22 protein-coding genes and 1 other RNA gene are annotated in these 26,333 nt (G+C 53.8%); 11 read left to right on the top strand and 12 right to left on the bottom strand.

The window, feature by feature from the left end; all coding sequences use genetic code 11:
* Positions 1 to 83 precede the first annotated feature (83 nt).
* Both APU02_RS20675 and APU02_RS26725 read left to right on the top strand, forming a co-directional pair.
* Entirely contained in the window at positions 84 to 785 is a 702-nt protein-coding gene (locus APU02_RS20675) for a pirin family protein (protein WP_060571085.1), read from the top strand.
* A gap of 19 nt (positions 786 to 804) precedes the next feature.
* Positions 805 to 966 carry a hypothetical protein gene (locus APU02_RS26725; protein ID WP_167333871.1) on the top strand — a complete coding sequence of 54 codons (162 nt, stop codon included), beginning with the start codon at positions 805 to 807 and terminating at the stop codon, positions 964 to 966.
* Positions 967 to 988: 22 nt separating this feature from the next.
* On the opposite strand, the gene APU02_RS20670 is transcribed toward APU02_RS26725, so the two are convergent.
* From APU02_RS20670 to garL, 12 genes are all read right to left on the bottom strand, one after another.
* Entirely contained in the window at positions 989 to 2,299 is a 1,311-nt protein-coding gene (locus APU02_RS20670; RefSeq protein ID WP_042292887.1) for a serine dehydratase subunit alpha family protein, read from the bottom strand.
* Between the two features lie 21 nt (positions 2,300 to 2,320).
* The gene (locus APU02_RS20665) at positions 2,321 to 3,652 is read right to left on the bottom strand and encodes an amino acid permease (RefSeq protein ID WP_042292974.1); all 1,332 of its coding nucleotides are present in this window, start codon (positions 3,650 to 3,652) and stop codon (positions 2,321 to 2,323) included.
* Positions 3,653 to 3,930: 278 nt separating this feature from the next.
* Positions 3,931 to 5,295 (bottom strand): L-serine ammonia-lyase, encoded by a 1,365-nt coding sequence (tdcG, locus tag APU02_RS20660; protein ID WP_060571084.1) that lies wholly within the window; start codon positions 5,293 to 5,295, stop codon positions 3,931 to 3,933.
* A gap of 86 nt (positions 5,296 to 5,381) precedes the next feature.
* Positions 5,382 to 7,676: a 2-ketobutyrate formate-lyase/pyruvate formate-lyase gene (gene tdcE, locus APU02_RS20655; RefSeq protein ID WP_042292881.1), complete on the bottom strand. Its 2,295-nt coding sequence runs from the start codon at positions 7,674 to 7,676 to the stop codon at positions 5,382 to 5,384.
* A gap of 32 nt (positions 7,677 to 7,708) precedes the next feature.
* A complete protein-coding gene (tdcD, locus tag APU02_RS20650) occupies positions 7,709 to 8,917 on the bottom strand; it encodes a propionate kinase (protein WP_060571083.1) in 1,209 nt (402 codons plus the stop codon).
* Positions 8,918 to 8,948: 31 nt separating this feature from the next.
* Positions 8,949 to 10,280, bottom strand: a complete 1,332-nt coding sequence (tdcC, locus tag APU02_RS20645; protein WP_042292876.1) for a threonine/serine transporter TdcC — start codon at positions 10,278 to 10,280, stop codon at positions 8,949 to 8,951.
* 34 nt (positions 10,281 to 10,314) lie between these two features.
* Positions 10,315 to 11,304: a bifunctional threonine ammonia-lyase/L-serine ammonia-lyase TdcB gene (tdcB, locus tag APU02_RS20640; protein WP_042292873.1), complete on the bottom strand. Its 990-nt coding sequence runs from the start codon at positions 11,302 to 11,304 to the stop codon at positions 10,315 to 10,317.
* 98 nt (positions 11,305 to 11,402) lie between these two features.
* Positions 11,403 to 12,341 carry a transcriptional regulator TdcA gene (gene tdcA, locus APU02_RS20635; RefSeq protein WP_042292871.1) on the bottom strand — a complete coding sequence of 313 codons (939 nt, stop codon included), beginning with the start codon at positions 12,339 to 12,341 and terminating at the stop codon, positions 11,403 to 11,405.
* A gap of 1,024 nt (positions 12,342 to 13,365) precedes the next feature.
* Positions 13,366 to 13,742, bottom strand: an RNA gene (gene rnpB / locus APU02_RS20630) — RNase P RNA component class A.
* A gap of 32 nt (positions 13,743 to 13,774) precedes the next feature.
* Positions 13,775 to 14,920 carry a glycerate 2-kinase gene (gene garK, locus APU02_RS20625; RefSeq protein WP_042291772.1) on the bottom strand — a complete coding sequence of 382 codons (1,146 nt, stop codon included), beginning with the start codon at positions 14,918 to 14,920 and terminating at the stop codon, positions 13,775 to 13,777.
* Positions 14,921 to 15,017: 97 nt separating this feature from the next.
* On the bottom strand, positions 15,018 to 15,908 hold the full coding sequence (gene garR, locus APU02_RS20620) for a 2-hydroxy-3-oxopropionate reductase (RefSeq protein WP_042291774.1): 891 nt from the start codon (positions 15,906 to 15,908) through the stop codon (positions 15,018 to 15,020).
* 29 nt (positions 15,909 to 15,937) lie between these two features.
* A complete protein-coding gene (gene garL / locus APU02_RS20615; protein WP_042291775.1) occupies positions 15,938 to 16,708 on the bottom strand; it encodes a 2-dehydro-3-deoxyglucarate aldolase in 771 nt (256 codons plus the stop codon).
* 427 nt (positions 16,709 to 17,135) lie between these two features.
* Between garL and garD the strand changes: the two genes are divergently transcribed.
* The 9 genes from garD (at position 17,136) to APU02_RS20570 (ending at position 26,278) form a co-directional block, all read left to right on the top strand.
* Positions 17,136 to 18,707 carry a galactarate dehydratase gene (gene garD / locus APU02_RS20610; RefSeq protein ID WP_060571082.1) on the top strand — a complete coding sequence of 524 codons (1,572 nt, stop codon included), beginning with the start codon at positions 17,136 to 17,138 and terminating at the stop codon, positions 18,705 to 18,707.
* Positions 18,708 to 18,887: 180 nt separating this feature from the next.
* Entirely contained in the window at positions 18,888 to 19,742 is an 855-nt protein-coding gene (locus APU02_RS20605) for a tagatose bisphosphate family class II aldolase (RefSeq protein WP_060571081.1), read from the top strand.
* Positions 19,743 to 19,791: 49 nt separating this feature from the next.
* A complete protein-coding gene (gene gatZ, locus APU02_RS20600; protein WP_060571080.1) occupies positions 19,792 to 21,063 on the top strand; it encodes a tagatose-bisphosphate aldolase subunit GatZ in 1,272 nt (423 codons plus the stop codon).
* Between the two features lie 14 nt (positions 21,064 to 21,077).
* A complete protein-coding gene (gatA, locus tag APU02_RS20595) occupies positions 21,078 to 21,542 on the top strand; it encodes a PTS galactitol transporter subunit IIA (RefSeq protein ID WP_042291783.1) in 465 nt (154 codons plus the stop codon).
* 29 nt (positions 21,543 to 21,571) lie between these two features.
* Complete coding sequence (gene gatB, locus APU02_RS20590) at positions 21,572 to 21,856, top strand: PTS galactitol transporter subunit IIB (protein ID WP_042291785.1); 285 nt, start codon at positions 21,572 to 21,574, stop codon at positions 21,854 to 21,856.
* Between the two features lie 4 nt (positions 21,857 to 21,860).
* Entirely contained in the window at positions 21,861 to 23,234 is a 1,374-nt protein-coding gene (locus APU02_RS20585; protein ID WP_060571079.1) for a PTS galactitol transporter subunit IIC, read from the top strand.
* A 44-nt stretch (positions 23,235 to 23,278) separates the two neighbouring features.
* Positions 23,279 to 24,322: a galactitol-1-phosphate 5-dehydrogenase gene (gatD, locus tag APU02_RS20580; RefSeq protein WP_060571078.1), complete on the top strand. Its 1,044-nt coding sequence runs from the start codon at positions 23,279 to 23,281 to the stop codon at positions 24,320 to 24,322.
* A 110-nt stretch (positions 24,323 to 24,432) separates the two neighbouring features.
* The gene (locus APU02_RS20575; protein WP_042291789.1) at positions 24,433 to 25,206 is read left to right on the top strand and encodes a DeoR/GlpR family DNA-binding transcription regulator; all 774 of its coding nucleotides are present in this window, start codon (positions 24,433 to 24,435) and stop codon (positions 25,204 to 25,206) included.
* A gap of 505 nt (positions 25,207 to 25,711) precedes the next feature.
* On the top strand, positions 25,712 to 26,278 hold the full coding sequence (locus APU02_RS20570) for a fimbrial protein (RefSeq protein WP_060571077.1): 567 nt from the start codon (positions 25,712 to 25,714) through the stop codon (positions 26,276 to 26,278).
* The last annotated feature ends 55 nt before the right edge of the window (positions 26,279 to 26,333 follow it).

Here is a 26,333-nt window from a genome sequence, read left to right as displayed (position 1 = left end):
TGAACATACCGGGCAGAATATCTGGCTAACAATGTAGCGTCCAGCCCCTTAACATAAAAGGGAGTAAAGAGAGGTCAAGAATTATGATTACTACCCGAACAGCCAAACAATGCGGACAAGCGGACTACGGATGGCTGCAGGCCCGTTACACTTTTTCCTTTGGACACTACTTCGACCCGAAACTGCTGGGCTACGCCTCACTGCGCGTACTCAATCAGGAAGTGCTGGCGCCCGGCGCCGCTTTTCAGCCGCGCACCTACCCGAAGGTGGATATTTTAAACCTGATTCTGGAAGGGGTTGCCGAATATCGCGACAGCGACGGCAACCATGTCCAGGCCAAAGCGGGCGAAGCGCTGTTGCTCGCCACGCAGCCGGGTATTAGCTACAGCGAACATAACATCAGTAAGGACAAGCCGTTAACACGCATGCAGCTGTGGCTTGACGCCTGTCCTGAACGCGAAAACGCGTCTGTGCAGAAAACCACGCTTGAAAAAGCGAAGCAACAGCTGATCGCCTCTCCTGACGGCGAGAATGGCAGTCTGCAACTGCGTCAACAGGTGTGGGTGCATCATGTTGAACTGGAACAGGGAGAATCCCTGCGCTTTCAACTGCATGGTCCCCGTGCCTATCTGCAGTCGATTCACGGTACGTTTCACGCGGTCACGCACGATGAAGCCCGCGAGGCGCTGACCTGCGGCGACGGCGCGTTTATTCGTGATGAAGCTAACATTACGCTCGTCGCCGATTCGCCGCTGCGCGCTTTGCTGATAGATTTGCCGGTGTAGCCGGTAAATGGAGTTGCTTATGAGTAAGAAAATCAAAAAACAGGCTGCCGCGAAACCTACCGCGGCAGCAGAAACCCCGGTCGCTTCCCGTCGTTTTGGCTACGAGGAGATGTTGACCGAGCTGGAGGCGATTGTCGCCGACGCCGAAGTGCGGCTCGCCGAGGAAGAGGCCACCGCCTGATCCCTTCCGCCTGTTGCCTCCCTTACTGCGCTTTACGGGCCATGATCTCGATGATCTGCTTGTCCGTTTGCTGCATAGAATGACACGCCAGCGCGCACAGGTTGGAAATGGACTGTTCCACGTTATGCGCCACGATGCCTTCGTTGCCGGTTACCGCCGTGTCGTCCAGCGCCATCAACACGGCTTTCCACGCTGCCGACGCGCTGGTCGACACCTTCATCGCACAACTGTTTGACGCACCGTCGCAAATCATCCCACTAACGTCGCCGATCATGCTGCCGATCGCCATGGAGATGGTGCTGTAGCGCCCATCCACCAGCCACGCCATCCCCGCCGCCGCCCCCATTGCCGCCGTAGTCGCCGCACACAAAGCCGACAAACGCGGAAGCTGATGATGGATGTAGATCGCGCTCAGGTGAGAAAGCATCAGCGCGCGCGCCAGTTTTTCCTCGTCGGCGCCGAAGTGCTCCGCCACCACCATCACCGGTACCGTGGCGGTAATCCCCTGATTGCCGGAGCCGGAGTTGCTCATGGCCGGCAGCGTCGCCCCTCCCATGCGCGCATCGGACGCCGCGCTGGTGCGAATAATAATCGCCGTAGAGAGATCGTTCGCCAGCAGTCCGCGCGCGCACTGTTTTTCCAGCGTCGCGCCGATGTGCAGCCCCCAACTCCCGCGCAGCCCTTCCTGCGACAGCGCGCCGTTGAGCCGGGCAGCGTCGAGAATGAAACGAATATCGTCAAACGGGACGTTATTCACAAACGCCAGAATCTCCTCGAGCGAGGTCGTGGACAACACCGCCAGCGGAGAGTCCTGCTCATCGCCGTCCGTCCGCGTGTCCTGAGCAAACTTCACGCCAGCGTGCGTTTCGATGCGCACGATGTTGGTATGTCCGCCGACGATGGTCACGCAGGCCCAACCGTCGCGGCTGTAGACCTTCGCACGGGAAAAAAGGATCTCGTCGCAGGGCTGTTGCAGCATCACCGATACCTTTCCGGCGCTCAGCATCGCTTTCGCGTCATGGATAGCTTGTGCGGAGGCGTCTTTCAGCACCTCCAGCCCGGCCTGACTGTTTCCGCCCAGCGCGCCGAGCGCGGCGGCGATAGGCAGTCCTACCATTCCGGTTCCGGGAACCGTTACGCCCAGCCCGTTTTTCATCAGGTTTGGCGAGACCCAGGCGTCGATACGTTCAACCGCGCCATCCAGTTCGGCAGCGGCAACCGCCGCCGCCAGCGCCAGTGAAATAGGTTCCGTACAGCCCAGCGCCGGTTTGACTTCCTCCTGTACGGCGAGGATAAAACGCTGCCACAACGGATTTTCTGTAGTCTCAAACATAACAACAACCTTCAAAGTCAATCAGGAGAATGCCAGGAACGGAGATACGCACAGCAGCAAACCGGTGACGATAATCAGATATAACGACGCCCCTTTGTATTTGTGCAGTGCAGGAACTTTGTAAACCAGCCAGGCCGGGATCAGACAGCCCACCATGCCGAAAATGGGGCTACAGATTGAGGTAAAGCTGAGCACCGGTGCATTGAGCACAATGGCGCTCCAGGCCAGTAAAATGGCGAACAGCATAATGCCGCGCTGCACCAGCGTTTCGTTGATCTTCTCGGCGGGCATTTTGCGGCGCAGGATATTCATCACAATCCCCTGGGTAGCCTCACGAAAGCCCAGGTAAACGCCAAAGAACGCGGTCATTACGGCAAAAATATTGAGGATCACGCTGACCACTTTTACCCAGCCTGCGCCCGCGCCACTAATAAACTGTGCGGCGATCGCCAGCGCGGAAATGTTTTGCTCATAGGCTTTCACCGCTTCATCGTGGCCCATCGCCAGCGTAAAGGAGACGGCGTAGAAGAAAACGGTCACAAACAAAATGCCGAAGGCGATGTTCATCGCGCGCAGCGCTTTGTGGCGCGCGACCTCAATGGATTTTTCGCGGGAGCGATAGGAAATCACCATCGGGCTTAAGGTCTGAATAAACAGGATTGAGGTCAGGGTAAACGGCAGCGTGATGATCGCGTTTTTCACCAGCAGCGCCATCGGCGGCAGCGCGCCAATATTGTACAAATGCCACATCCCCACCATCGACACGCCCAGCGCCGCGACCACCAAAAGTTTGGTCAGCACCATACCGGTGGAGATTTTGAACAGCAGTTTCTCACCGCGCGAGGAGATGGCAACCAGGATGCAGATGAGCACCAGACCATAAAACGGGCTGTCGGAGAGTAATCCTTCCGTGACGCCAAAGGTATGCAGATAAGAGGCGCTGTCATTGGTGATTGCGGTGGAATAAACAAACATCCAGATCACCAGCATCACAAAATACAGCGCGCCCAACAAAATACCCCAGTTTTTGCCGAGGTAGCCGCTGATAACGCTCGGATAATCTTTACATTCCGGCGATTCCGCCAGGGTGTTAATAAACAGTCGTTGGAACAGATACATTGCCGGGTAGCCAATGACCGAAGAGAGCAGGAAGACCCATAACCCCATCAGCCCCACCTGGACCGGGAGAAAAACAATCCCCGCGCCAATTGCCATCCCGATACTCATAATGACCCAGCCGGTGTCGGTGCTGTCGAATTTGATCGCTTCACGCCATTCGCTTTCGGTCATACCGGCCCGGCGCGCCGGGCTGGAGGCACCAGGTATCACACTGCTGTTCGTTGCCGTTTCCATAAAATTCTCGCTCAATATGTAGGGTAAGTTTTTATATTTTTGTCGTGCCGCATCAGGGCGATACGCGGTACAGGTGTGCAGGCGAGTTGTTAGTATGAAAAAAATCATACGCCCGGGCGCAGAGAAAAACTTCACAAACAAACCCCTGTATTTTCCCTGTGTTAAGAAAAATTTTCCCCTTAACTGCATCTTAAAGGCATTAATTTCTTAATTTGATAGCGATCACAATAAAAAAAGCACACCGAAGTGTGCTTTTTTTTACCGGACCGGGACGTAGGCTAACTGCAGACCACCTTGATCGCCAGCCCGCCGCGTGACGTTTCGCGGTATTTGTCGTTCATGTCTTTGCCGGTTTCGTACATAGTTTCAATGACTTTATCGAGCGACACGCGCGGCTGCGAAGTGCGACGCAGAGCCATGCGCGCGGCGTTAACCGCTTTTACCGCATTGATCGCGTTGCGTTCAATACAGGGGATTTGCACCTGTCCGGCCACCGGATCGCAGGTTAAGCCGAGGTTATGTTCCATGGCGATTTCTGCCGCAATGCACACCTGCGCCGGACTCCCGCCGAGCAGCTCAGTCAGCCCTGCCGCCGCCATTGACGCCGCTACGCCGATCTCTCCCTGACAGCCCACCTCCGCGCCGGAGATCGACGCATTCATCTTATATAGCGCGCCAATAGCGCCTGCCGCCAGCAGGTAGCGGGCGATAGAATTGGCGTTCACCGGACGGCGAAACTTATCGTAGTAGGCCAGCACCGCCGGGATAATCCCGCACGCCCCGTTAGTGGGCGCTGTCACCACACGTCCGCCCGCGGCGTTCTCCTCACTGACCGCGAGGGCGAACATGTTGATCCAGTCGATAACGTTCATTGGATCGCTGGAAAGGTTATCGCTGGAAACCAGCAAGCGCCGCAGCGCCACCGCCCGCCGCGGTACGTTGAGCGGACCGGGCAGTACGCCTTCGGTATTCATGCCGCGCTCGATTCCGGCGTGCATAACGTCCCATATACAGGCAAATCCGTCGTCGATTTCCGCCTTACTGCGCAGCGCCAGTTCGTTTTGCATCATCAGTCCGGAGACCGACAGCCCGTTGCGCTCACACAGCCTGAGCAGTTCGCTCGCCGAATGGAAATCGTAAGGCACAGGGGCTTCGACATCGTGGGCCTGACCAAAATGCTCTTCATCGACGATAAACCCACCGCCAATCGAATAGTAGGTTTTACTCAACAACTGGCGCTGGTGTTCCCAGGCGCTGATGCGCATACCGTTTTCGTGACGGGGAAGCGTTTCGCCGTGAAACAGAATGCTGTCCGTCACTGGAAAATCAACGACATGCGCGCCTTCCGCCAGCGGCAGACGCCCGCTGCGAGTGACCGCCTCTATAAACCCGGGAATGACGTCAATATTGACGTTTTGCGGACTGTTACCCGCCAGCCCCATGATGATGGCGGTATCGGTAGCATGACCTTTTCCGGTCAGCGACAGCGACCCATACAGATCCACCGTGATGCGCGTTGTACGCAGCAAGTCACCGCTGTTGACCAGTTGATCGATAAAACGCTTACCTGCATTCATTGGCCCTACGGTGTGGGAACTGGAAGGACCAATACCTATTTTAAAAATATCGAATGCGCTAATCATATCTACACCCTCGGAATGCCGTTCAGTGGAGACCAGGTTTGATACGCATTATGACCAGGGGCGATCGGCTGACCGCCCCGATAATGTTACATCGCCTGGGTGAAAGTCCGCGAGATGACATCCTGCTGCTGCTCGCGGGTGAGCGCGTTAAAGCGCACCGCATAACCGGAAACGCGAATCGTCAGGTTCGGGTAGCTTTCCGGATGTTCGATGGCATCCAGCAGCATTTCCCGGTTCATGACGTTGACGTTCAGATGCTGACCGCCTTCCACATGCGCTTCATGATGGAAGTAGCCATCAAGTAGCCCGACCAGGTTGGTTTTCCGCACCGGATCTTCTTTGCCCAGCGCCGCTGGCACAATGGAGAAGGTGTACGAAATACCGTCTTTGGCATAGGTAAATGGCAGCTTCGCCACGGAGGTCAGCGAGGCGACCGCGCCTTTGCGGTCGCGTCCGTGCATCGGGTTGGCTCCCGGCGCGAACGGCGTACCGGCACGGCGTCCGTCCGGCGTATTCCCGGTTTTCTGCCCGTACACCACGTTTGAGGTAATGGTCAGAATGGACTGGGTCGGCACCGCATTGCGGTAGGTCGGCAACACCTTAATTTTCTTCATAAAACGTTCGACCAGATCGCAGGCGATACTGTCGACGCGCTCGTCGTTATTACCGTACTGCGGGTAGTCGCCTTCGATAACGAAATCGACCGCCAGGCCGTTATGGTCGCGCACCGGTTTTACCTTCGCGTATTTGATGGCGGAAAGGGAGTCCGCCGCCACTGACAGCCCGGCAATACCGCAGGCCATGGTGCGATACACGTCGCGGTCATGAAGCGCCATTAACGAGGCTTCATAGCTATACTTGTCGTGCATGTAGTGAATGATGTTCAGCGCGCTGATGTACTGCACCGCCAGCCAGTCCATAAAGTGGTCGAGGCTTTCCATCACGGTGTCGTAATCCAGCACATCGTCCATCAGCGGCGCGGTTTTTGGCCCAACCTGGATTTTCAGCTTCTCATCCACGCCGCCATTGATCGCGTAAAGCAGCGTTTTGGCGAGGTTGGCGCGCGCGCCGAAGAACTGCATCTGCTTACCGATTACCATCGGGCTAACACAACAGGCGATCGCGTAGTCGTCGCTGTTAAAGTCAGTACGCATGAGATCGTCATTTTCGTATTGCAGCGACGACGTGACGATAGACACTTGCGCAGCGTACTTTTTAAAGGCCACCGGCAGCGCTTCCGACCACAGCACGGTAAGGTTTGGTTCCGGCGCGGGACCCATAGTGTGCAGCGTATGCAGGTAACGGAAAGCGTTCTTCGTCACCAGCGTGCGACCATCCAGCCCCATCCCGCCGATCACTTCCGTCGCCCAGATCGGATCGCCGGAGAACAGGGTGTCGAATTCCGGCGTACGCAGGAAGCGCACCATGCGGATCTTCATAATGAAATGATCGATCAACTCCTGCGCCTGTTGCTCCGTCAGGATCCCCGCTTTGAAGTCACGTTCAATGTAGATATCGAGGAATGACGCGGTACGCCCCAGCGACATCGCGCCGCCGTTTTGCGACTTCACTGCCGCCAGGTAGGCAAAGTAGAGCCACTGTACTGCTTCCTGAGCGTTGCGCGCTGGACGCGAGATATCGAAACCATATTTTGCCGCCATCTCCTGCATTTGCAGCAGCGCGCGGCGATGTTCCGCCAGCTCCTCGCGCAGACGGATGGTGGCTTCGAGATTTTGCCCCCACTCCAGGTTTGACTGGAGATCGGCGAACTGCAGTTCACGCTCGCGCACCAGATAGCGGATGCCGTACAGCGCCACGCGGCGGTAGTCGCCAATGATTCGCCCGCGGCCATAGCCGTCCGGCAGACCGGTCAGGACGCCGGATTTACGGCAGCGCAGCATGTCCGGCGAATAGGCGTCGAAAACCCCCTGGTTGTGGGTTTTTCGTAGCTCGGTGAACAGGTATTCGAAGTGTGGGTCCATCTCGCGACCATAAGCCTCAAACGAGCTTTTGATCATATTGATGCCGCCAAACGGATGCAGGGCACGCTTGAGCGGTTTGTCCGTTTGCAGACCGACGATTTTTTCCAGCGACTGCTCGATATAGCCCGCGTCATGCGCGGTGATCGTCGTGGCGATATTAGTGTCGAAATCAACCGGCGCATGGGTCGCGTTTTCGATGCGAATCCCCGCCATCACCTTTTCCCACAGCGCCGTTGTGGCTGGCGTCGCTTCCGCGAGAAAAGATTCATCCCCTTCATAAGGCGTATAGTTGTGCTGAATAAAATCACGGACATTAATTTCTTCTTTCCAGTCCGTACCTTTAAAACCCTGCCATGCGTCGGCGTACAGCATATCGCTGGTATCGATATTTACCTTCATGAAAAATAATCTCTCTACAGAACAACAATGAATTAAGCGAGTTCCACTGGCGCGTGAATACGGCCTAACTGGATCGCATCAAGCGCAATCATTTTTTCTTCATTGGTCGGAATAACGGCGCACATGACCCGGGCATCGCTGGCGGAAATAATGCGTTCGCCGTGGGAATTCGGCAGGCTATTTCTGTCACTGTCGAGCGTAACGCCCAGCACCGCCAGACGCTCTGCTACCAGGCGACGAATTAAGACCGAGTTCTCGCCGATACCGCCGGTGAAAACAATGCCGTCCAGACGATGTAACGACGCTGCATGCCCGGCGATATGGCGGGCGATACGGTGGACGAACGTTTTGATCGCCAGTTGCGCCCGCGCGTGTCCTTCATGCCAGGCTTTTTCCAGCACTCTTAAGTCGGACGATAAACCCGAAATTCCCAGCAGACCGGACTCTTTGTTGACCACCCGCTCCAGATCGCTCAGGGTCTGACCGGTTTCGCTGGCGACCCACGCCATCGCCCCGAAGTCGACATCGCCGCTGCGGGTGCCCATCATCAGCCCTTCCAGCGGCGTCATGCCCATTGAGGTGTCCACGCTCTGCCCGTTACGAACCGCGCAGACAGACGCCCCATTGCCAAGATGCGCCACCACCAGACCTGAATCGTCATCAGCAAGATCCAGCAGCGCATGCGCCCGCAGAGACACATAGCGATGTGACGTGCCATGAAAGCCGTAACGCCGCACGCCGAGTTGTTCGTAATATTCCCACGGCAGGCCGTACAGGTAGGCCTCAGGCGCCATCGTCTGATGAAAACTGGTATCAAAAACAGCGACCTGCGTGACGCCGGGAAATAACTGCTGTGCGGATTCTATTCCGCTCAGATTCGCATAGTTATGTAACGGCGCTAACGGTGAAACCCGGCGGATATTGTCGATGACCTCATCGGTAATAATGGCCGACGCGGTAAAGATATTTCCACCGTGGGCGATGCGGTGGCCAATTAAGGCCACGCTGTCGTTTAAATTACGTTTTTCCAGTTCGAAGGCGATCGCCTTTAATGCCCCTTCGTAACTGTGGTGAGCCAGCGTTGCTGGCTCTCCTCCGTTTACCGACAAGAAGGCGCTTTCAGTGTTAATGCCGTCAGCAATACCTGCCATTAAAACGTCGCAGTTTGTTGCATCCAGCACTGAAAACTTAATTGAAGACGAACCGCAGTTAATTACCAGAACTACAGGAAATTCAGTCATTTCACTACTCCGCTCATCCTGAGCCTAAGGCTTAAAACAGTTTGTACACGATGTTCAGGATGGTCAGCAGACCAATGACGGTGACAAACACGTTATCCAGACGGCCACGGTATTTCGCCAGCGAAGGCGCTTTACGAATGGCGTACATCGGCAGCAGGCAGAGCAGCGAGGCGATAATCGGCGCGCCCATCGCTTCAATCAGGTCAAGAATATTCGGGTTGGCATAGGCCACAACCCAGGTGGACCCCATGATAAAGATCATGCTGAGGGTATTGAGTTTACCCATCGAGACTTTAGTTTTATCGCCCTTATAGCCAAACTTAAGGATCAGACCGTTCAGCCCTTCCAGCGTGCCCAGATAGTGCCCGAAGAACGATTTGAAAATGGCGACCAGCGCGATAATCGACGCGCCGTATTCCAGCGTGGTCGCGAACGTTGACTTAGTACCGGACATTGAGGCGAAGTGGTTCGCCAGGTAAGAGAGCACAGGGATGTTCTGCGCTTTCGCATCCGCCATGTTTTGCGGCGAGAGCGTAAACAGGCAACTGAAGGCGAAGAACATTACCACGGCGACCATCAGCATGCTGGCGCGGGAGATGATCTGTGAACATTTCTGCTCGGTAAAGTCGCGGCCAAAATCTTTCTCATACTCTTCGCGCTTCGACACCACGAACGAGGAGACGATCGGCGAGAAGTTGAACGAGAACACCATAATGGAGATACCGAGCCATACGGTGACCAGAATGCCATCGTGACCGGTCAGCGCGATGTTGCTCAGATCGACCTGATCGATCACCGCCGAATTCCAGTACGGGATCAGCGACAGTGAAATCAGCACCAGGCTGGCGATAAACGGCCAGACCAGATAGCTCATCACTTTTACCATCAGATCTTTACCAAACCAGATGACAAACGCCATCAGCAAGAGCAGGAACAGCGCCACAAAGCCGCGGTTCAGGGCTGGCAACTGCAACTGGTTTTCCCAGAAAGTCATGAAGGTGTTGGTAATGGTCACGCCGTAAATCCACAACAGCGGACAAATGGCGAAGAAGTAGAGGAACGTGATCACCACGCCGCCCGTCTTGCCAAAGTGCTCTTCTACCGTTTCCGTAATGTTACCGGACGGGTTCGAGCCGGACAGGCACAGGCGCGCCAGCGCCCGGTGGCAGTAAAAGGCGATGGGGTACGCCAGCACCAGCATCAGTAGAATGGGGATCAGGCCGCCAAATCCGGCGCGAATGGGGAAGAACAGCACTCCGGCGCCGATGGCGGTACCAAATAATCCCAGTGTCCAGGTGGTGTCCGATTTACGCCAGGACGACTGTTTTGTCTGGCTGGATACAATGCTATCAGTAGTACTCATATCCTATCCTCAACGAAAAGATGAATAGCCGGTGTTAAGCGTCTGCTAAACCCGTTATTTGCGATACACGAGAAAGATCGATATTGCCGCCAGAAATAATGCTGACCGTTTTTCTGTTCTGGATATAGCTATCTAATTTCCCGCTTAATAAAGCGGCACAAGCCAGTGCGCCAGCGCCTTCTGTCACCACTTTATTGCGCTGAATTAAGGCAATCATGCTGTTGCGTATTTCGTCTTCGCTCACGAGGACTATGTCATCCACTAATTCACGCACAATTTCGTAAGTTAAATTACCCGGGCGGGAAACGTCACAACCATCCGCCAGGGTGCCGGTCGTTCGGTGCGTGGTTATTTCTCCGGCCTGATAAGATGCCGCCATACCGTGTACGTTTTCAGCCTGAACGCCGATGACTTTAATTGTCGGGTTAATGGATTTAATCGCGATGGCAATCCCGGCAATTAAACCGCCTCCGCCAATAGGCACAATAACGTTATCGACGTCATAAAGATCCTCCATGATTTCCAGACCAATTGTGCCTTGCCCGGCAATGACTTTCGGATCGTCATACGGTGGAATAAAAATACGGCCTTCGGTTTCTACAATTTCGCTGACTTTGGCGATGGTGTCGTTAAAGTTATCCCCGTGCAGCACCACCTCCGCGGAGTAGTCGCAGGTCGCGGCAACTTTTGACTTCGGCGCGCCTTTTGGCATTACCACTTTGCCGTCAATACCGAGCATCGCGCAGGAGAGCGATACGCCCTGCGCGTGGTTGCCCGCGGAACAGGCCACCACGCCCTTGCGTTTTTCCGCATCCGTCAGCGAACTTAATTTGTTAAACGCGCCGCGGATTTTAAAAGAACCGGTACGCTGCATATTTTCGAACTTGAGAAATATTTCACCTTTGCAGCGCTCACTAAAATAGTTCGAACGCGGCATGCCTGTTTTATATATTTTTCCTGCCAGGCGTTTTTTGGCTTCGAGGATATCGTCAATGGCAACCGGTAGATCGTAAGTAATGTGCATTGTAACCTCTTACTTATTGTAAAGTAATAAATGATCGTGACCAACGGCTGAAATACAGCGCGATGGCGTTAATATTGGATTAACTAAATTTATTTGGGTTAATCGATTTCAATTAATTGCTTTCGTCTGCGACCTTTATAAGATGAATACTCTTTCGCTAATTCCACCAACACCGAGGCGGCTTTTTTAATACGATAATTTTTAGACCATATTGCAGCATATCGCGCAATGGGTAATGATTCTTCTACAGGGAGCGTAATAAACTGGTTTGAACCAAAAGGCGCGGTCATGTCACATGGAATAACAGTTAAAAAATCGGCATTAAGAACAAGATTATAAATGGTGACGACGGAGTCGGTTTTAACGATGTTTTCAATACTGATGCCATTTCTTTGCAGGGTGGTGAGGAGTTCGCTGTAGTAGCCCATATTCGTTTGTGGCAGCACCCACTGTTCGTTTTGCAACGATTCCAGCGTGGTGGTGCCGGTGCATGTTCGGGACTTATTCGCCACCAGCACGAACTCTGACTCGAACAACGGCTCGACATGGAGATCCTGTAACTTCATTTCATCGCTGAGCGTGCCAATAGCAAAGTCCAGTCGTCCGTCGCGAATCGCTGGCAGAAACGAGGAGAGCTGCGCCTCATACATAGAGACCTGCGATTTCGGGTAGACCTCTTTGAACTTCTGGATCATATCGGACATAAAGGTAAATCCAATCAGCGACGGGAATCCGAAGGAGACGTCCACCACCGCGCTGTCGGTCATGCTGTTCATCTCATTCACCATGTTTTTCATCTCGCGAGTGATGGACTCTGACCACGAGAGTAAAACCTGCCCTGCGTGGGTTAAGGTGACGCCGGTGTTTTTCCGTACCACCAACTCAACGCCGAAATACGCTTCAATATCGTTAATGATTTTACTGACCGCCGGTTGAGTTAACCCTAATTCTTTCGCCGCAGATCCGATCGAACCACTTCTGATTACTTCCTGAAAGACCACCAACTGCTGAGTTTTTGGGAGAGCAAACGTATTCATATCGACCTGCGCAAATAACTTTGTTGACGGCGTGGAGTGTAACAAATTACGTAATGGGGGATATGTGCGACCACTCACAAATTGCCTTGCCATTATTTTATGAAGCTGGCAAATAAATTATTAAATTTATATTTTTCAAACAGTTATATAATTACAATGTCGCTTTAGTCTGATTTTAGTCAAAAAAATAGGGGGGATAACAATATTTTATGGCGATAACATCGATAAACTTGTGGTTATTTTCAAAATCGGCGAATGATGATATTTCAATCAATTATCGTGCAATTAACGTTCAAATATGTCATTAAATTTAATGTGCAATTTATCAAATATAATTATATATAAAACATAAATGACGTTAAATATTGTGGCATATCACATTTTTTTGCCGTATTTGTTTGTAAATAAACATTACTTTTATCAATAATTAAATATAAGCATACAATTCATTATCATTACAAACAAACCATTAACACTAGTTTTTATAGATTTTATAGCAAGTAATTTTGTGAAGGCGATCGTTTGCTTTTTGTTTCTGTCGCCAAAAGAATCAAAGCCAGCGTTTTGTGTTTCCTGTCACATATCGGGAAATCTCTTGCGTTCAATACGCTCCCCTGCCGAATGGTTATCCTCGTGGACAGGCATTCATCTGCTTCACAAAAGCAAAAACCCCGCCTGATGGCGGGGTTTCAGTAGTGAGCTGAAGCTGACCGGTAAGCCGCTTTCTTTTGGGTATAACGTCGTGGACAGGCATTCATCTGCTTCACAAAAGCAAAAACCCCGCCTGATGGCGGGGTTTCAGTAATGAGTTGAAGCTGACCGGTAAGCCGCTTTCTTTTGGGTATAGCGTCGTGGACAGGCATTCATCTGCTTCACAAAAGCAAAACCCCGCCTGATGGCGGGGTTTCAGTAATGAGTTGAAGCTGACCGGTAAGCCGCTTTCTTTTGGGTATAGCGTCGTGGACAGGCATTCATCTGCTTCACAGAAGCAAAAACCCCGCCTGATGGCGGGGTTTCAGTAATGAGTTGAAGCTGACCGATAAGCCGGGTTCTGTCGTGGACAGTCATTCATCTAGGCCAGCAATCGCTCACTGGCTCAAGCAGCCTACCCGGGTTCAGTACGGGCCGTACCTTATGAACCCCTATTTGGCCTTGCTCCGGGTGGAGTTTACCGTGCCACGGACTGTTACCAGCCGCGCGGTGCGCTCTTACCGCACCCTTTCACCCTTACCTGATCCCACGTGCGTGGGCCATCGGCGGTTTGCTCTCTGTTGCACTGGTCGTGGGTTTCCCCCCCAGGCGTTACCTGGCACCCTGCCCTATGGAGCCCGGACTTTCCTCCCCTCCGCCTGTCTCCCCCGAAAGGGACGACGACGAAGCGGCGACTGTCTGGTCAGCTTCGGCGCGAAGTATAGAGGGTTTACGCGCCCTTGTCACCCCGCGCTGCGCATTCCCATCGCCAGCGTGGCCGCAATATTTCGCGAAGCGCGGTAAATATTGTCAAATGCGCCCCGGAAGGCTTCTTCCAGCGTGCCAATGCTGCTTAATACGCTAAACACGGCATCAATACCGTGCTGGTGCACCACCGCGACGTCACGCGTCAGGCTGCCGGCAATACCTATCACCGGCTTGTGGTATTTCTTCGCCACGCTCGCCACGCCGACCGGTACTTTTCCGTGAATGCTCTGACTGTCAATTCGTCCTTCGCCAGTCACCACCAGCGTACAGTCGTGGATATGTTCTTCCAGATTCAGCGCCTGGGTCACAATCTCGATACCGCTTTTCAGCTCCGCGCCGAGAAAGGCCATCAGCGCCGCGCCCATACCGCCCGCCGCGCCTGCGCCAGGAACCTCTCTGACATCCACCCGTAGCGATTTTTTGATGATATCGGCGTAATGGGCAAGATTGGCGTCAAGTTCGACAATTAACGCCTCGGTCGCGCCTTTCTGCGGTCCAAAAATTCGCGATGCGCCCTTCTCCCCCACCAGCGGATTGGTGACGTCGCAGGCAACGCGAATCGTGCAGGCGCGTAATCGTGGATCAAGACCCGAAATATCAATTGCGTTGAGGCTGTTCAGGCTGCCTCCGCCATAACCGATCTCGGTGCCATTGGCGTCGCACAGTTTCGCACCCAGCGCCTGTATCATACCCGCGCCACCGTCATTGGTGGCGCTGCCGCCAATACCGATGATGATGTTTCGCGCCCCGCTTTCCAGCGCCTGCAAAATCAGCTCGCCCGTGCCGCGAGAGGTGGTGATCAGCGGATTACGTTTTTCCGGGGGAACCAACGCCAGTCCGCTGGCTGCCGCCATTTCGATAAACGCGGTTTTTCCGTCTCCTGACATGCCCCAGTTGGCATTGACCTTTTCCCCCAACGGGCCGGTAACCCAAGCGGAATGTTCAGTTCCCTGCGTGGCGGCAATCATGGCTTCAACTGTTCCTTCACCACCGTCGGCGACGGGAACAGAAACATATTGCGCATCCGGAAAAATTTCCCGGAATCCTTTTTCTATTGCCTGAGCTACCTCACTGGCAGAAAGGCTTTCTTTATAAGAGTCTGGGGCAATGACGATTTTCATAGGGGTAGCCTGTTACTGCATAACGCCAATTAGCGTTTCACTGTTCCGGCCTGCGCCAGGCAGGCCAGATTGCTGCGTGCCACAAGGCACGACGTGATTAGCGAGTGACTTCCACTTTCGCCAGTTTTTCGTAATAGCATGCCAGCGCGCTGTGATCGGCCGTCCCCAGCCCGTCCGCGCGCAGCGCCTGCATCATCTCCATCACCGCAGCGGTCAGCGGCAGCTGCGCGCCGACACCGTGCGACGTATCCAGCGCGTTCGCCAGATCTTTAATATGCAGATCGATACGGAAGCCCGGTTTGAAGTTGCGATCCATAACCATCGGCGCTTTCGCATCCAGCACGGTACTGCCCGCCAGACCGCCGCGAATCGCCTGATATACCAGATCCGGGTTTACCCCCGCTTTGGTCGCCAGCGTCAGCGCTTCTGACATCGCGGCAATATTCAGCGCCACAATCACCTGGTTTGCCAGCTTGGTGACGTTACCCGCGCCGATTTCACCGGTATGCACCACGGATCCCGCCATCGCCTTCAGCAGATCGTAATATTTGTCGAAGATCGCTTTGTCGCCGCCCACCATGACGGACAACGTGCCGTCGATGGCTTTCGGTTCGCCGCCGCTGACCGGCGCGTCGAGCATATCAATCCCTTTGGCCTTCAGCGCGTCGCTGATTTCACGGCTTGCCAGCGGCGCGATCGAACTCATGTCGATCAAAACGGTGCCCGGCTTCGCGCCTTCAATAATGCCGCCTTCACCCAGCGCAACGTCTTTCACGTGCGGGGAGTTCGGCAGCATGGTGATGATCACATCACACTGCTCAGCGATCGCTTTTGCGGTAGAGGCGGTTTCTGCCCCGGCAGCAATAACTTCAGCAATCGCTTCAGGGTTACGGTCAGAAACCACCAGCGAGTAACCTGCTTTCAGGAGGTTTTTACTCATTGGTTTACCCATGATACCCAGGCCAATAAAACCAACTTTCATCGTCATATCACTATTCTCTCTTGTTGCGGTGGTGGTTATTTCTTAAAGGAATCTGCCAGCTTCTGCGTGGCGGAACGGAATACGCCCAGATCGCTGCCCACGGCCACAAACGTCGCTCCCCACTCCAGATAACGGCGCGCATCGGCTTCAACCGGCGCCAGAATGCCGCAGGGTTTACCGTTCGCTTTCGCACGGGCAAAAATGTGCTGAATGGCTTTCTGAACGTCAGGATGCGACGCGTTGCCAAGGTGGCCTAACGCGGCAGCCAGATCGCTTGGCCCGACAAAAATACCGTCAACGCCTGCGGTTGCCGCAATCGCGTCCACGTTATCGACGCCCTGCTGGCTTTCGATCTGCACAATGATGGTGATGTTCTTATTCGACTGCGCAAAGTAATCCGCTACGGTGCCAAACATATTGGCGCGGTGTGATACGGATACGCCGCGAATCCCCTCTGGCGGATAGCGGGTCGCCGCCACGGCGTTTACGGCTTCTTGTTCTGTTTCCACAAACGGGATGAGGAAATTGTAAAAGCCGATATCCAGCAGACGCTTGATAATCACCGGCTCGTTGGTCGGCACGCGCACAACCGGCGCGCTGGCGCTACCTTTTAATGCCATCAGTTGCGGGATAAAGGTTGAGACATCGTTCGGCGCATGTTCGCCGTCCAGCACCAGCCAGTCAAAGCCCGCCAGACCGAGCACTTCGGTGCTGATGGGGCTTGCCAGCGCCGACCAGCAACCGATCTGCACCTGATGCGCAGCCAGCGCTGCCTTGAATTTGTTGGGGAAGATGTCGTTATTCATCACGTTTACCTTGTCACTTAACCGTTATATAGAGAGTTTTATAAACCGACGGACGGGTCACTATTTATTTACCCAGATATTTAAGCCGGTATTTTATTATTGTTTGACATTTACCGATGCTAATTAAAATAACCGACGGGTGTAATAAGTTCGTGGTTCAGTATAATCAGCCGCGGTGTATTAGGCATTGTGCAAACGCTCATTAAAGAAACGAGCATTAAATATTATTTTGTGCATATGCACATAAGCCTGGGCGCTGATGCACAGATTTACGCTTTGCTCACCCTGCGGGCGTGGCGTTCGCCACAACGGGTGATCGCGATCACATTCTTATTCCAGCGCGCCTGACATGCTTATTTTATCAAAATGACATTCTCTTTTTTCAGGTTCACTGAACGAATTATTTTTAGCTGGAGAATACTGAGCAATGGCTAACATCGACATCCGACAGCAATCGCCGACGGCGTTTTATATTAAAGTTCACGACATCGATAATGTGGCAATCATTGTCAACGACAATGGTTTAAAAGCCGGAACGCGTTTCCCGGACGGGCTTGAACTGATCGAACATATTCCGCAGGGGCACAAAGTGGCGCTGGTGGATATTCCCGCGCATGGTGAAATCGTTCGCTATGGCGAGGTGATTGGTTATGCCGTTCGCAATATCGCGCGCGGAAGCTGGATCGATGAGTCCATGGTGGAACTGCCGAAGGCGCCGCCACTGCACACGTTGCCGCTGGCGACCAAAGTGCCGGAGCCGCTGCCGCCGCTGGAAGGTTATACCTTTGAGGGCTATCGCAATGCCGATGGCAGCGTGGGCACCAAAAATCTGCTCGGCATTACCACCAGCGTCCACTGCGTGGCGGGTGTGGTCGATTATGTGGTGAAGATCATTGAGCGCGATCTGCTGCCTGACTACCCGAACGTCGACGGCGTCGTCGGCCTGAACCATCTGTACGGCTGCGGTGTGGCGATCAACGCCCCGGCAGCGGTAGTGCCCATTCGCACGATTCACAACATTTCGCTGAACCCGAACTTTGGCGGCGAAGTGATGGTCATCGGCCTCGGCTGTGAAAAACTGCAACCTGAGCGCCTGCTGGAAGGTACCGACGATGTGCAGAGTATCCCGGTGGACAGCGCCAGCATCGTGAGCTTGCAGGATGAAAAACACGTCGGTTTCCGCTCGATGGTGGATGACATTTTGCAGGTGGCTGAGCGCCATCTCGCGAAACTCAATCAGCGCCAGCGCGAAACCTGCCCGGCCTCTGAACTGGTCGTCGGGATGCAGTGCGGCGGCAGCGATGCGTTTTCCGGCGTCACGGCGAACCCGGCGGTAGGGTATGCCTCGGACCTGCTGGTTCGCTGCGGCGCCACGGTGATGTTCTCCGAAGTGACCGAAGTGCGTGACGCCATCCATCTGCTGACCCCGCGCACGGTCAACGAAGAGGTGGGCAAGCGCCTGCTCGAAGAGATGGCCTGGTACGATAACTACCTCGACATGGGGAAAACCGACCGCAGCGCCAACCCGTCACCGGGGAACAAAAAAGGCGGGCTGGCGAACGTGGTCGAAAAAGCGCTCGGCTCCATTGCCAAGTCAGGTAAGAGCGCGATTGTTGAAGTGCTGTCGCCGGGCCAGCGGCCAACGAAGCGCGGCCTGATATACGCGGCAACCCCCGCCAGCGACTTTGTCTGCGGCACCCAGCAGGTGGCGTCAGGGATCACCGTCCAGGTCTTTACTACCGGGCGCGGTACCCCGTATGGGCTGATGGCGGTACCGGTGATCAAAATGGCTACCCGCACCGAGCTGGCAAACCGCTGGTATGACTTAATGGATATTAACGCCGGGACCATCGCCACCGGGGAAGAAACCATTGAAGAGGTCGGTCAGAAGCTGTTTGCGTTTATCCTGGAGGTAGCCAGCGGACGGAAGAAAACCTTCTCGGATCAATGGGGCCTTCATAACCAACTGGCAGTGTTTAACCCGGCGCCGGTGACGTGACGCCCCCCCTTCTCTTCTCATAAAGCATGCCCGGCGGGCGTGCTTTTTTTTCGGCCGTAATCTTTCGCAAACCTTCTTTTACTTTCGTAGCTTTCATTTATCCGATCGAAATCACATAAAAACATTACGAAAGCCTATACATTCTTTCGAAGAAGACAAACGAAAGATTTCGGAGGAAGGATGTTTATTATTTCCAGCAAGACCATGCTCAGGAAGGCCCAGCGCGAGGGTTACGCCGTACCGGCTTTCAACATCCATAATCTTGAAACCCTGCAGGTGGTCGTGGAAACCGCAGCAGAATTACGTTCACCATTGATCGTTGCGGGGACGCCAGGCACGTTTCGCTATGCAGGCGTGAGCAATATCGTCGCCATCGCCGGGGAACTGGCGAAGTCATGGAACCACCCTCTCGCGATCCATCTTGATCATCATGAAAAACGTGAAGATATAGAACAGAAAGTCGCTGCTGGCGTGCGTTCCGTCATGATCGACGGCTCGCACCTTCCGTTTGCCGACAATATTGCCCTGGTGAAAAATGTTGTCGATTACTGCCATCGTTACGACGTTAGCGTCGAAGCCGAACTGGGCCGTTTGGGTGGACAGGAAGACGAATTGAACGTTGACGAAAAAGACGCGCTTTATACCCATCCGCAGCAGGCCCGGGAGTTTGTCGCCGGAACCGGCATTGATTCTCTGGCCGTAGCAATTGGAACGGCTCACGGCCTTTACACCGCCGAACCGCGACTGGATTTTGAGCGCCTGGCGGAGATTCGGCAACACGTGGATATTCCACTGGTGCTGCACGGCGCCTCGGGCCTGCCCACCGGGGATATCCAACGCGCAATCTCACTCGGCATCTGCAAGGTTAACGTTGCCACCGAACTTAAAATTGCCTTTTCCGATGCCCTGAAAACCTATCTTAGTGAGCATCCCAAGGCCAATGATCCCCGACATTACATGGTGCCAGCCAAAGCCGCCATGAAAGCCGTCGTGCGCAAAGTCATCGCCGACTGCGGCTGCGAAGGCAAGCTTTGACAGATAGCGCATTCGCATTCAATACAAACGAAAGATATCGGAGTCAGAAGTGAAAGAAATTATCTCGCGTCATAAAGCCGGTGAACATGTCGGGATCTGTTCTGTCTGTTCAGCCCATCCGCTGGTCATTGAAGCGGCCCTGCGCTTTGATCTGCACAGCGACAACAAAGTGCTGATTGAAGCGACCTCTAACCAGGTCAATCAGTTCGGCGGGTATACCGGCATGAAACCCGCTGATTTCCGCGATTTTGTCTATGGCATTGCCCAGGAGGTTGGCTTCCCGCGTGAGCGTTTAATCCTTGGCGGGGATCATTTGGGCCCGAACTGTTGGCAGGATGAACCCGCAGCGGATGCGATGGAAAAATCGGTGGTGTTGATTCAGGCCTACGTCGCCGCAGGATTCAGTAAAATCCACCTGGACGCCTCTATGTCCTGCGCCGATGACCCCACGCCGCTCGACCCGATGGTGGTCGCCGAACGCGCAGCGGTACTTTGCCAGGCGGCTGAAGCGACGGCAACGGAAGAACAAAAACGCCGACTGACCTATGTAATCGGCACTGAAGTTCCGGTACCGGGCGGGGAAGCCAGCAGCATTGGGACGGTTCACGTCACCCGCGCCGACGATGCCGCCCGCACGCTGGAAACGCATCAGGTTGCCTTTCACGCTCGGGGGCTTGATGAGGCCTTAACCCGCGTTATCGCCATCGTCGTGCAGCCCGGCGTGGAATTCGATCACACCCAAATTATCCACTACCAGCCTCAGGCTGCCGAAGCGCTCACTACCTGGATCAAGGCCACGCCAATGGTTTACGAAGCGCACTCCACAGACTACCAGACCCGACAAGCCTACCGCGCGCTGGTTCGTGATCACTACGCCATTCTCAAGGTCGGCCCGGCCCTGACTTTCGCTCTGCGTGAAGCCGTTTTTGCGCTGGCGCAGATGGAAGACGCCCTGATTTCGCCGGAACAACGCAGCCGGGTGTTGGAGGTGATCGATGAAGTGATGCTTAACGAGCCTGGATACTGGAAGAAGTATTACCGGCCGACCTGGAGCCAGGCGATGGTCGATATCCATTTCAGCCTGTCAGACCGTATCCGTTACTACTGGCCGCACCCGCGTATTCGGCAAAGTGTGGAAAAACTGATCGCCAATCTGAGTGGCGTCTCATTACCGCTGGGATTAATCAGCCAGTTTATGCCTGTACAGTTTGAACGGCTGTCGGAAGGCGCGCTAAACGCCACGCCGCACAGCCTGATTATTGACAAAATTCAGGATGTTTTACGTGCATACCGGTTCGGTTGCGCGTCAGAAACAGCCTGAAAACCGGAGACGCTATGAGCCAACTTTTTGTCCGTACTGGAATTCATTTTACCTCGCGCCAGCAGGCGCTCGCGCACATTGCCGAGGAGATGCTGGCCAAAGGCGTGGTGCATGACACGTATCCGCAGGCGCTTCTCGAACGTGAAGCAAACTTTCCAACCGGCATCGCGCTGGAACGCCATGCCGTTGCGATTCCACACTGCGAAGCGGTTCACGCCAAATCGCCGGCGATCTACCTCATCCGTCCCGATACTCCGGTGGCGTTTCAGCAGGCCGATGACGACGGCGAAATTGCCGTTTCGCTGATCATCGCGCTGATCGTTGAAAACCCGACGGCGCAGCTGAAACTCCTGCGTCGTCTGTTTAGCGAACTGCAAAACCCGGACACCCTTGAAGCGTTACTGAGTGCCCCTGAAACAGCGCTGGCAGCCCGTTTTCAGGAAACTATCCTGATGCCTGAGCCTTGCGAACAGGCCTGATAATATACTGATAATAAAAGGAATACCCTATGAAACGTAAAGTGATTGTGGCCTGTGGCGGTGCTGTCGCGACCTCTACGCTGGCCGCGGAAGAAATTAAAGAGCTATGTGAAGCCAACGATATCACACTCGACCTGGTGCAATGTCGGGTCACGGAAATCGAAACCTATATGGACGGCGCCGATCTCATTTGCACCACCGCCCGCGTCGACCGCACCTTTGGCGATATTCCTGTCGTTCACGGTATGCCTTTTGTTTCCGGGGTGGGTATCGAAGCGTTGCAGCAAAAAATACTGACGATCCTCGTGGGGTGACGCCATGTTTAGCGAAATTATGCGTTATATCCTCGACTTAGGCCCAACGGTAATGCTGCCGCTGGTGATCATCATCTTCTCAAAACTGCTGGGGATGAAGCTCGGGGACTGTTTTAAATCGGGTCTGCATATTGGCATTGGCTTTGTCGGAATCGGCCTGGTGATCGGTCTGATGCTTGACTCTATTGGCCCTGCGGCGAAAGCGATGGCCGAACAATTTCAAATCAATCTTCACGTCATTGATGTTGGTTGGCCCGGCTCGTCACCCATGACCTGGGCCTCGCAAATTGCGCTGATCGCCATCCCGGTCGCCATTGGCGTCAATATTCTGATGCTGGTGACGCGTATGACCCGCGTTGTGAACGTCGACATCTGGAATATCTGGCACATGACCTTTACCGGTGCGATGCTGCATCTGGCGACCGGATCGTACTGGCTGGGGATCCTCGGCGTGATTGTCCATGCTGCCTTTGTTTACAAACTTGGCGACTGGTTCGCAAAAGATACCCGCGACTTCTTCGGTCTGGAAGGAATAGCTATCCCGCATGGCACCTCAGCCTACCTCGGTCCTGTCGCGGTACTGGTCGATACGGTTATCGACAAAATACCGGGCCTTAACCGCATTCATTTCAGCGCGGACGATGTGCAAAAACGCTTCGGTCCGTTTGGCGAGCCGGTGACCGTCGGTTTTGTGATGGGGTTGGTGATTGGCATGTTGGCAGGCTACGACGTGAAAGCCGTCCTGCAACTGGCAGTCAAAACAGCGGCAGTGATGCTACTAATGCCGCGCGTGATCAAGCCGATCATGGATGGCTTAACGCCGATAGCCAAACAGGCGCGTAAACGTCTGCAGGCCCGATTTGGCGGCCAGGCGTTTCTGATTGGACTGGATCCGGCGCTGCTCCTCGGCCATACCTCTGTGGTTTCCGCCAGCCTGATTTTTATCCCGCTGACGATCCTGATTGCGGTGCTGGTCCCGGGTAACCAGGTGCTGCCGTTCGGCGACCTTGCGACTATCGGTTTCTTTGTCGCGATGGCGGTGGCGGTGCATCAGGGCAACCTTTTCCGCACGCTGATATCCGGCGTCATCATTATGGGCATTACGCTGTGGATCGCCACGCAAACCATCGGTCTGCATACCCAGCTTGCCGCCAATGCCGGGGCGCTGAAAGCCGGTGGCATGGTGGCCTCCATGGACCAGGGGGGATCGCCGGTAACCTGGCTTCTGATCCAGCTCTTTACCTGGCAGAACGTTATAGGGTTCGTGGTGATTGCCGCCCTCTATTTCACCGGCGTACTGCTGACCTGGCGTCGGGCGCGTCATTTTGCAGCCGCGGAGCAAAACGCAACGCTGACGGAAAGTCAGCCCACCGTGTAATTTCAGGGGAGCGTTCGCTCCCCGCTATCTTTCTGGAGAATGTTATGAAATCAGTGGTGATTCACGCTGAGGGAGACGTGCGCGTTGAAGAACGCCCCATGCCCCAGTTGCAAAACGACGACGACGTGCTGGTGAAAGTCATCAGTTCTGGTCTGTGTGGTTCTGATATTCCGCGTATTTTTGCTAAAGGCGCGCATTATTACCCCATTACCCTCGGCCATGAATTTAGCGGCTACGTTGAATCGTATGGCAAGGGCGTGAAGGACATGCAGCCGGGCGACGCGGTTGCCTGCGTGCCGCTTCTGCCCTGCTTTCACTGTCCCCAGTGCGAGCGTGGTTTTTACTCGTTGTGTAAACAGTACCAGTTTGTCGGTTCGCGCAGTGAAGGCGGCAATGCGGAGTTCGTTGTCGTAAAGCGCGCCAATCTGTTCCGCTTACCTTCCGATATGCCTGTCGAAGACGGCGCGTTCATTGAGCCGATCACCGTTGGTCTGCATGCGTTTCATCTGGCGCGGGGATGTGAAGGGAAAAACGTTATCATCGTTGGCGCGGGCACCATCGGCCTGCTCGCGCTTCAGTGCGCAAAAGAGCTCGGTGCGAAAAGCGTCGCCGCCATCGACATTAATCCACAGAAACTGGCGCTGGCAACAGCGCTGGGAGCCACGCGGGTGTATAACAGCCGGGAGATGAGCGCAGCAGAGATTCAGGCAGCGCAGAACGACGCGCAGTTCGACCAGTTGGTGCTGGAAACGGCAGGCACGCCGCAGACCGTCTCACTCTCAATTGAAATTGCCGGACCGCGTGCGCAGGTAGCGCTGGTCGGCACGCTGCACCATGATCTGACGCTCACCAGTCACGTTTTTGGGCTGATCCTGCGCAAAGAGCTCACGGTGCAGGGCAGTTGGATGAACTACTCCAGCCCGTGGCCAGGAGAAGAGTGGGAAACGGCCGCACGCTTGTTGACCGAGAAACGCCTGCAGCTCATCCCGCTGATTGCCCATCGGGGTAACCCAGAGCGTTTCGCAGAAGCCGTGAAAGCGCTAAACGGCGCACCTATGCAGGGAAAAATCCTCCTGGACTTCTCCTGATCGTACGAGCCAGCAACCTGCGCTGGCTCACATTTACTTTCGAAATTTAGCGTTCACCTTTCGCAATCCTTCGATTAAACTAGTCACAGTTAATTATCAGGCAAATCAATATGAACTCATTTGAGCGAAGGAACAAAATTGTCGACCTGATTAATTCGCAGGGCAGCGTGTTGGTGCTTGATCTTTCGAATACCTTTGGTATTTCTGAAGTCACTATCCGTGCCGATCTGCGTTTGCTGGAGGAAAAGGGTCTGGTTACGCGGTTTCACGGCGGCGCGGCTAAACCCGGAAGTCATCTGGCGGAAGGCGATAATCAGGAAGTTATACTCGAGGACCGTTACCAGCTTGCCAGCGATCCGAAAAAGCGCATTGCTCAGTCAGCGGCGGCGATGGTGGAAGAAGGGATGACCGTGATTCTGGATAGCGGCAGCACCACGTTATTGATCGCCGAAGCGTTGAACCGTAAGAGCAACATTACCGTGATTACCAACAGCTTACCGGCGGCATTTACCCTGTCCGACAACAAAGACCTGACGCTGGTGGTTTGCGGCGGCACGGTAAGGCATAAAACACATTCCATGCATGGCACCATCGCCGAACGTTCGTTACAGGGCATCAGCGCAGACTTGATGTTTGTCGGTGCGGACGGTATCGACGCCACCAACGGGATCACCACCTTTAATGAAGGGTATTCGATAAGCGGAGTGATGGCCGCTGCGGCACACAAAGTTGTCGCCGTTCTGGACGCCACCAAGTTCAACCGCCGCGGATTCAACCAGGTTCTTCCCATGGAGAAGATCAACTGCGTGATCACTGACGATGGCATCAGTAAGCAGGATAAAGCGGCGGTGCTCAAAACCGGCGTTGAGCTTATTATTGTTTAGAGCTTCACTTAATAAAGGCAGGCCTGCGCCTGCCTGCAGCGAGTCTACTTTTTATCCGGTTATACAAATTAAAAATACTGTTTAGTTTAAGATTATATCTTTAGCTTGATGGTATCTTATCCCGAAAGAAATTTATATAAAGATATTGCACAAAAATAATATTAAAAAGTCTTTTTTGAGATGAATCGCCCCCTCATATCAATAATATGAATATTTTTATTTGACTTATATTAAATAGACTGCTCACTTTTATTTAACCTTACACTTTCATTATGACTTAAAATCAACCAGTTATGAGCAACAGCATTAAGTATGAATTTTTAAAACCCCCTGTTGACAGATCAATTAACCACCAGCCAAATAGACTTTATTAATATAAATATATTCCGAAAACATAACATTACGCCATTCTAAGCCGTCAGGAACTGTATAATCCTTAAAGCATGCAGATATATTGCCTAATGAAATATTTCATTGTATTTTAAGCAAGGATAAGGAATTAGTAATGAAACGCTATACGAAATCCGTTATTGCGGGTTTACTCACGCTTTCCGCAAGCCACGCGTGGGCGACAGATGGAACGATTGAATTTACCGGGCAAATATTAACCAGCACCTGTGAATTTGCTAATGGCGACACGGTTGATGTTGAACTTGGTCATTACGCCGCTTCTCAGTTCAAAACCGTTGGCGATAAAACGCCAAGTATTCCAGTCACTATCCCATTAAAAAATTGTCCAACTGACCCGTGGGAGCATGTTGATGGTGTTGAAGATGCGTCTTTCCAGCTATGGTTAGAAACACGAAATGGCGGAACGACCGGAACAAATGACGAACTGGTTGCGGTGACGGGTATGGACGAACCTGCGACGGGTGTCGGTATTCGTATCGATAATGACCAGGGGACACAAATGGCCATTAACAAACTCAACGATCCTAAAGTGTCTTTCCCTATTACCGGGGCGACGATGGATATCAATTTACTGGCTTATTACGTTTCAACCGTAGAGTCTAAAGACATTACCCCAGGTGAAGCAAACGCTTCGGTTGATGTCACTCTTGATTACCGTTAATCCCTTCATCATATCTCTTTATCCCTTTTTACAGGGATAAAGAGATATTAACATT

The organism is Citrobacter sp. 50677481, from assembly GCF_001463265.1.
Taxonomy (GTDB): Bacteria; Pseudomonadota; Gammaproteobacteria; order Enterobacterales; family Enterobacteriaceae; genus Citrobacter_A; species Citrobacter_A sedlakii.
The sequence above is the reverse complement of the archived record's forward strand: the minus strand, read 5'-3'. Positions and strand labels throughout refer to the sequence as shown.

Coding starts and splice junctions, on each gene's coding strand:
- APU02_RS20675 (WP_060571085.1), top strand. CDS start 84: ATGATTACTACCCGAACAGCCAAACAATGCGGACAAGCGGACTACGGA.
- APU02_RS26725 (WP_167333871.1), top strand. CDS start 805: ATGAGTAAGAAAATCAAAAAACAGGCTGCCGCGAAACCTACCGCGGCA.
- APU02_RS20670 (WP_042292887.1), bottom strand. CDS start 2,299: ATGTTTGAGACTACAGAAAATCCGTTGTGGCAGCGTTTTATCCTCGCC.
- APU02_RS20665 (WP_042292974.1), bottom strand. CDS start 3,652: ATGGAAACGGCAACGAACAGCAGTGTGATACCTGGTGCCTCCAGCCCG.
- tdcG (WP_060571084.1), bottom strand. CDS start 5,295: ATGATTAGCGCATTCGATATTTTTAAAATAGGTATTGGTCCTTCCAGT.
- tdcE (WP_042292881.1), bottom strand. CDS start 7,676: ATGAAGGTAAATATCGATACCAGCGATATGCTGTACGCCGACGCATGG.
- tdcD (WP_060571083.1), bottom strand. CDS start 8,917: ATGACTGAATTTCCTGTAGTTCTGGTAATTAACTGCGGTTCGTCTTCA.
- tdcC (WP_042292876.1), bottom strand. CDS start 10,280: ATGAGTACTACTGATAGCATTGTATCCAGCCAGACAAAACAGTCGTCC.
- tdcB (WP_042292873.1), bottom strand. CDS start 11,304: ATGCACATTACTTACGATCTACCGGTTGCCATTGACGATATCCTCGAA.
- tdcA (WP_042292871.1), bottom strand. CDS start 12,341: ATGAATACGTTTGCTCTCCCAAAAACTCAGCAGTTGGTGGTCTTTCAG.
- garK (WP_042291772.1), bottom strand. CDS start 14,920: ATGAAAATCGTCATTGCCCCAGACTCTTATAAAGAAAGCCTTTCTGCC.
- garR (WP_042291774.1), bottom strand. CDS start 15,908: ATGACGATGAAAGTTGGTTTTATTGGCCTGGGTATCATGGGTAAACCA.
- garL (WP_042291775.1), bottom strand. CDS start 16,708: ATGAATAACGACATCTTCCCCAACAAATTCAAGGCAGCGCTGGCTGCG.
- garD (WP_060571082.1), top strand. CDS start 17,136: ATGGCTAACATCGACATCCGACAGCAATCGCCGACGGCGTTTTATATT.
- APU02_RS20605 (WP_060571081.1), top strand. CDS start 18,888: ATGTTTATTATTTCCAGCAAGACCATGCTCAGGAAGGCCCAGCGCGAG.
- gatA (WP_042291783.1), top strand. CDS start 21,078: ATGAGCCAACTTTTTGTCCGTACTGGAATTCATTTTACCTCGCGCCAG.
- gatB (WP_042291785.1), top strand. CDS start 21,572: ATGAAACGTAAAGTGATTGTGGCCTGTGGCGGTGCTGTCGCGACCTCT.
- APU02_RS20585 (WP_060571079.1), top strand. CDS start 21,861: ATGTTTAGCGAAATTATGCGTTATATCCTCGACTTAGGCCCAACGGTA.
- gatD (WP_060571078.1), top strand. CDS start 23,279: ATGAAATCAGTGGTGATTCACGCTGAGGGAGACGTGCGCGTTGAAGAA.
- APU02_RS20575 (WP_042291789.1), top strand. CDS start 24,433: ATGAACTCATTTGAGCGAAGGAACAAAATTGTCGACCTGATTAATTCG.
- APU02_RS20570 (WP_060571077.1), top strand. CDS start 25,712: ATGAAACGCTATACGAAATCCGTTATTGCGGGTTTACTCACGCTTTCC.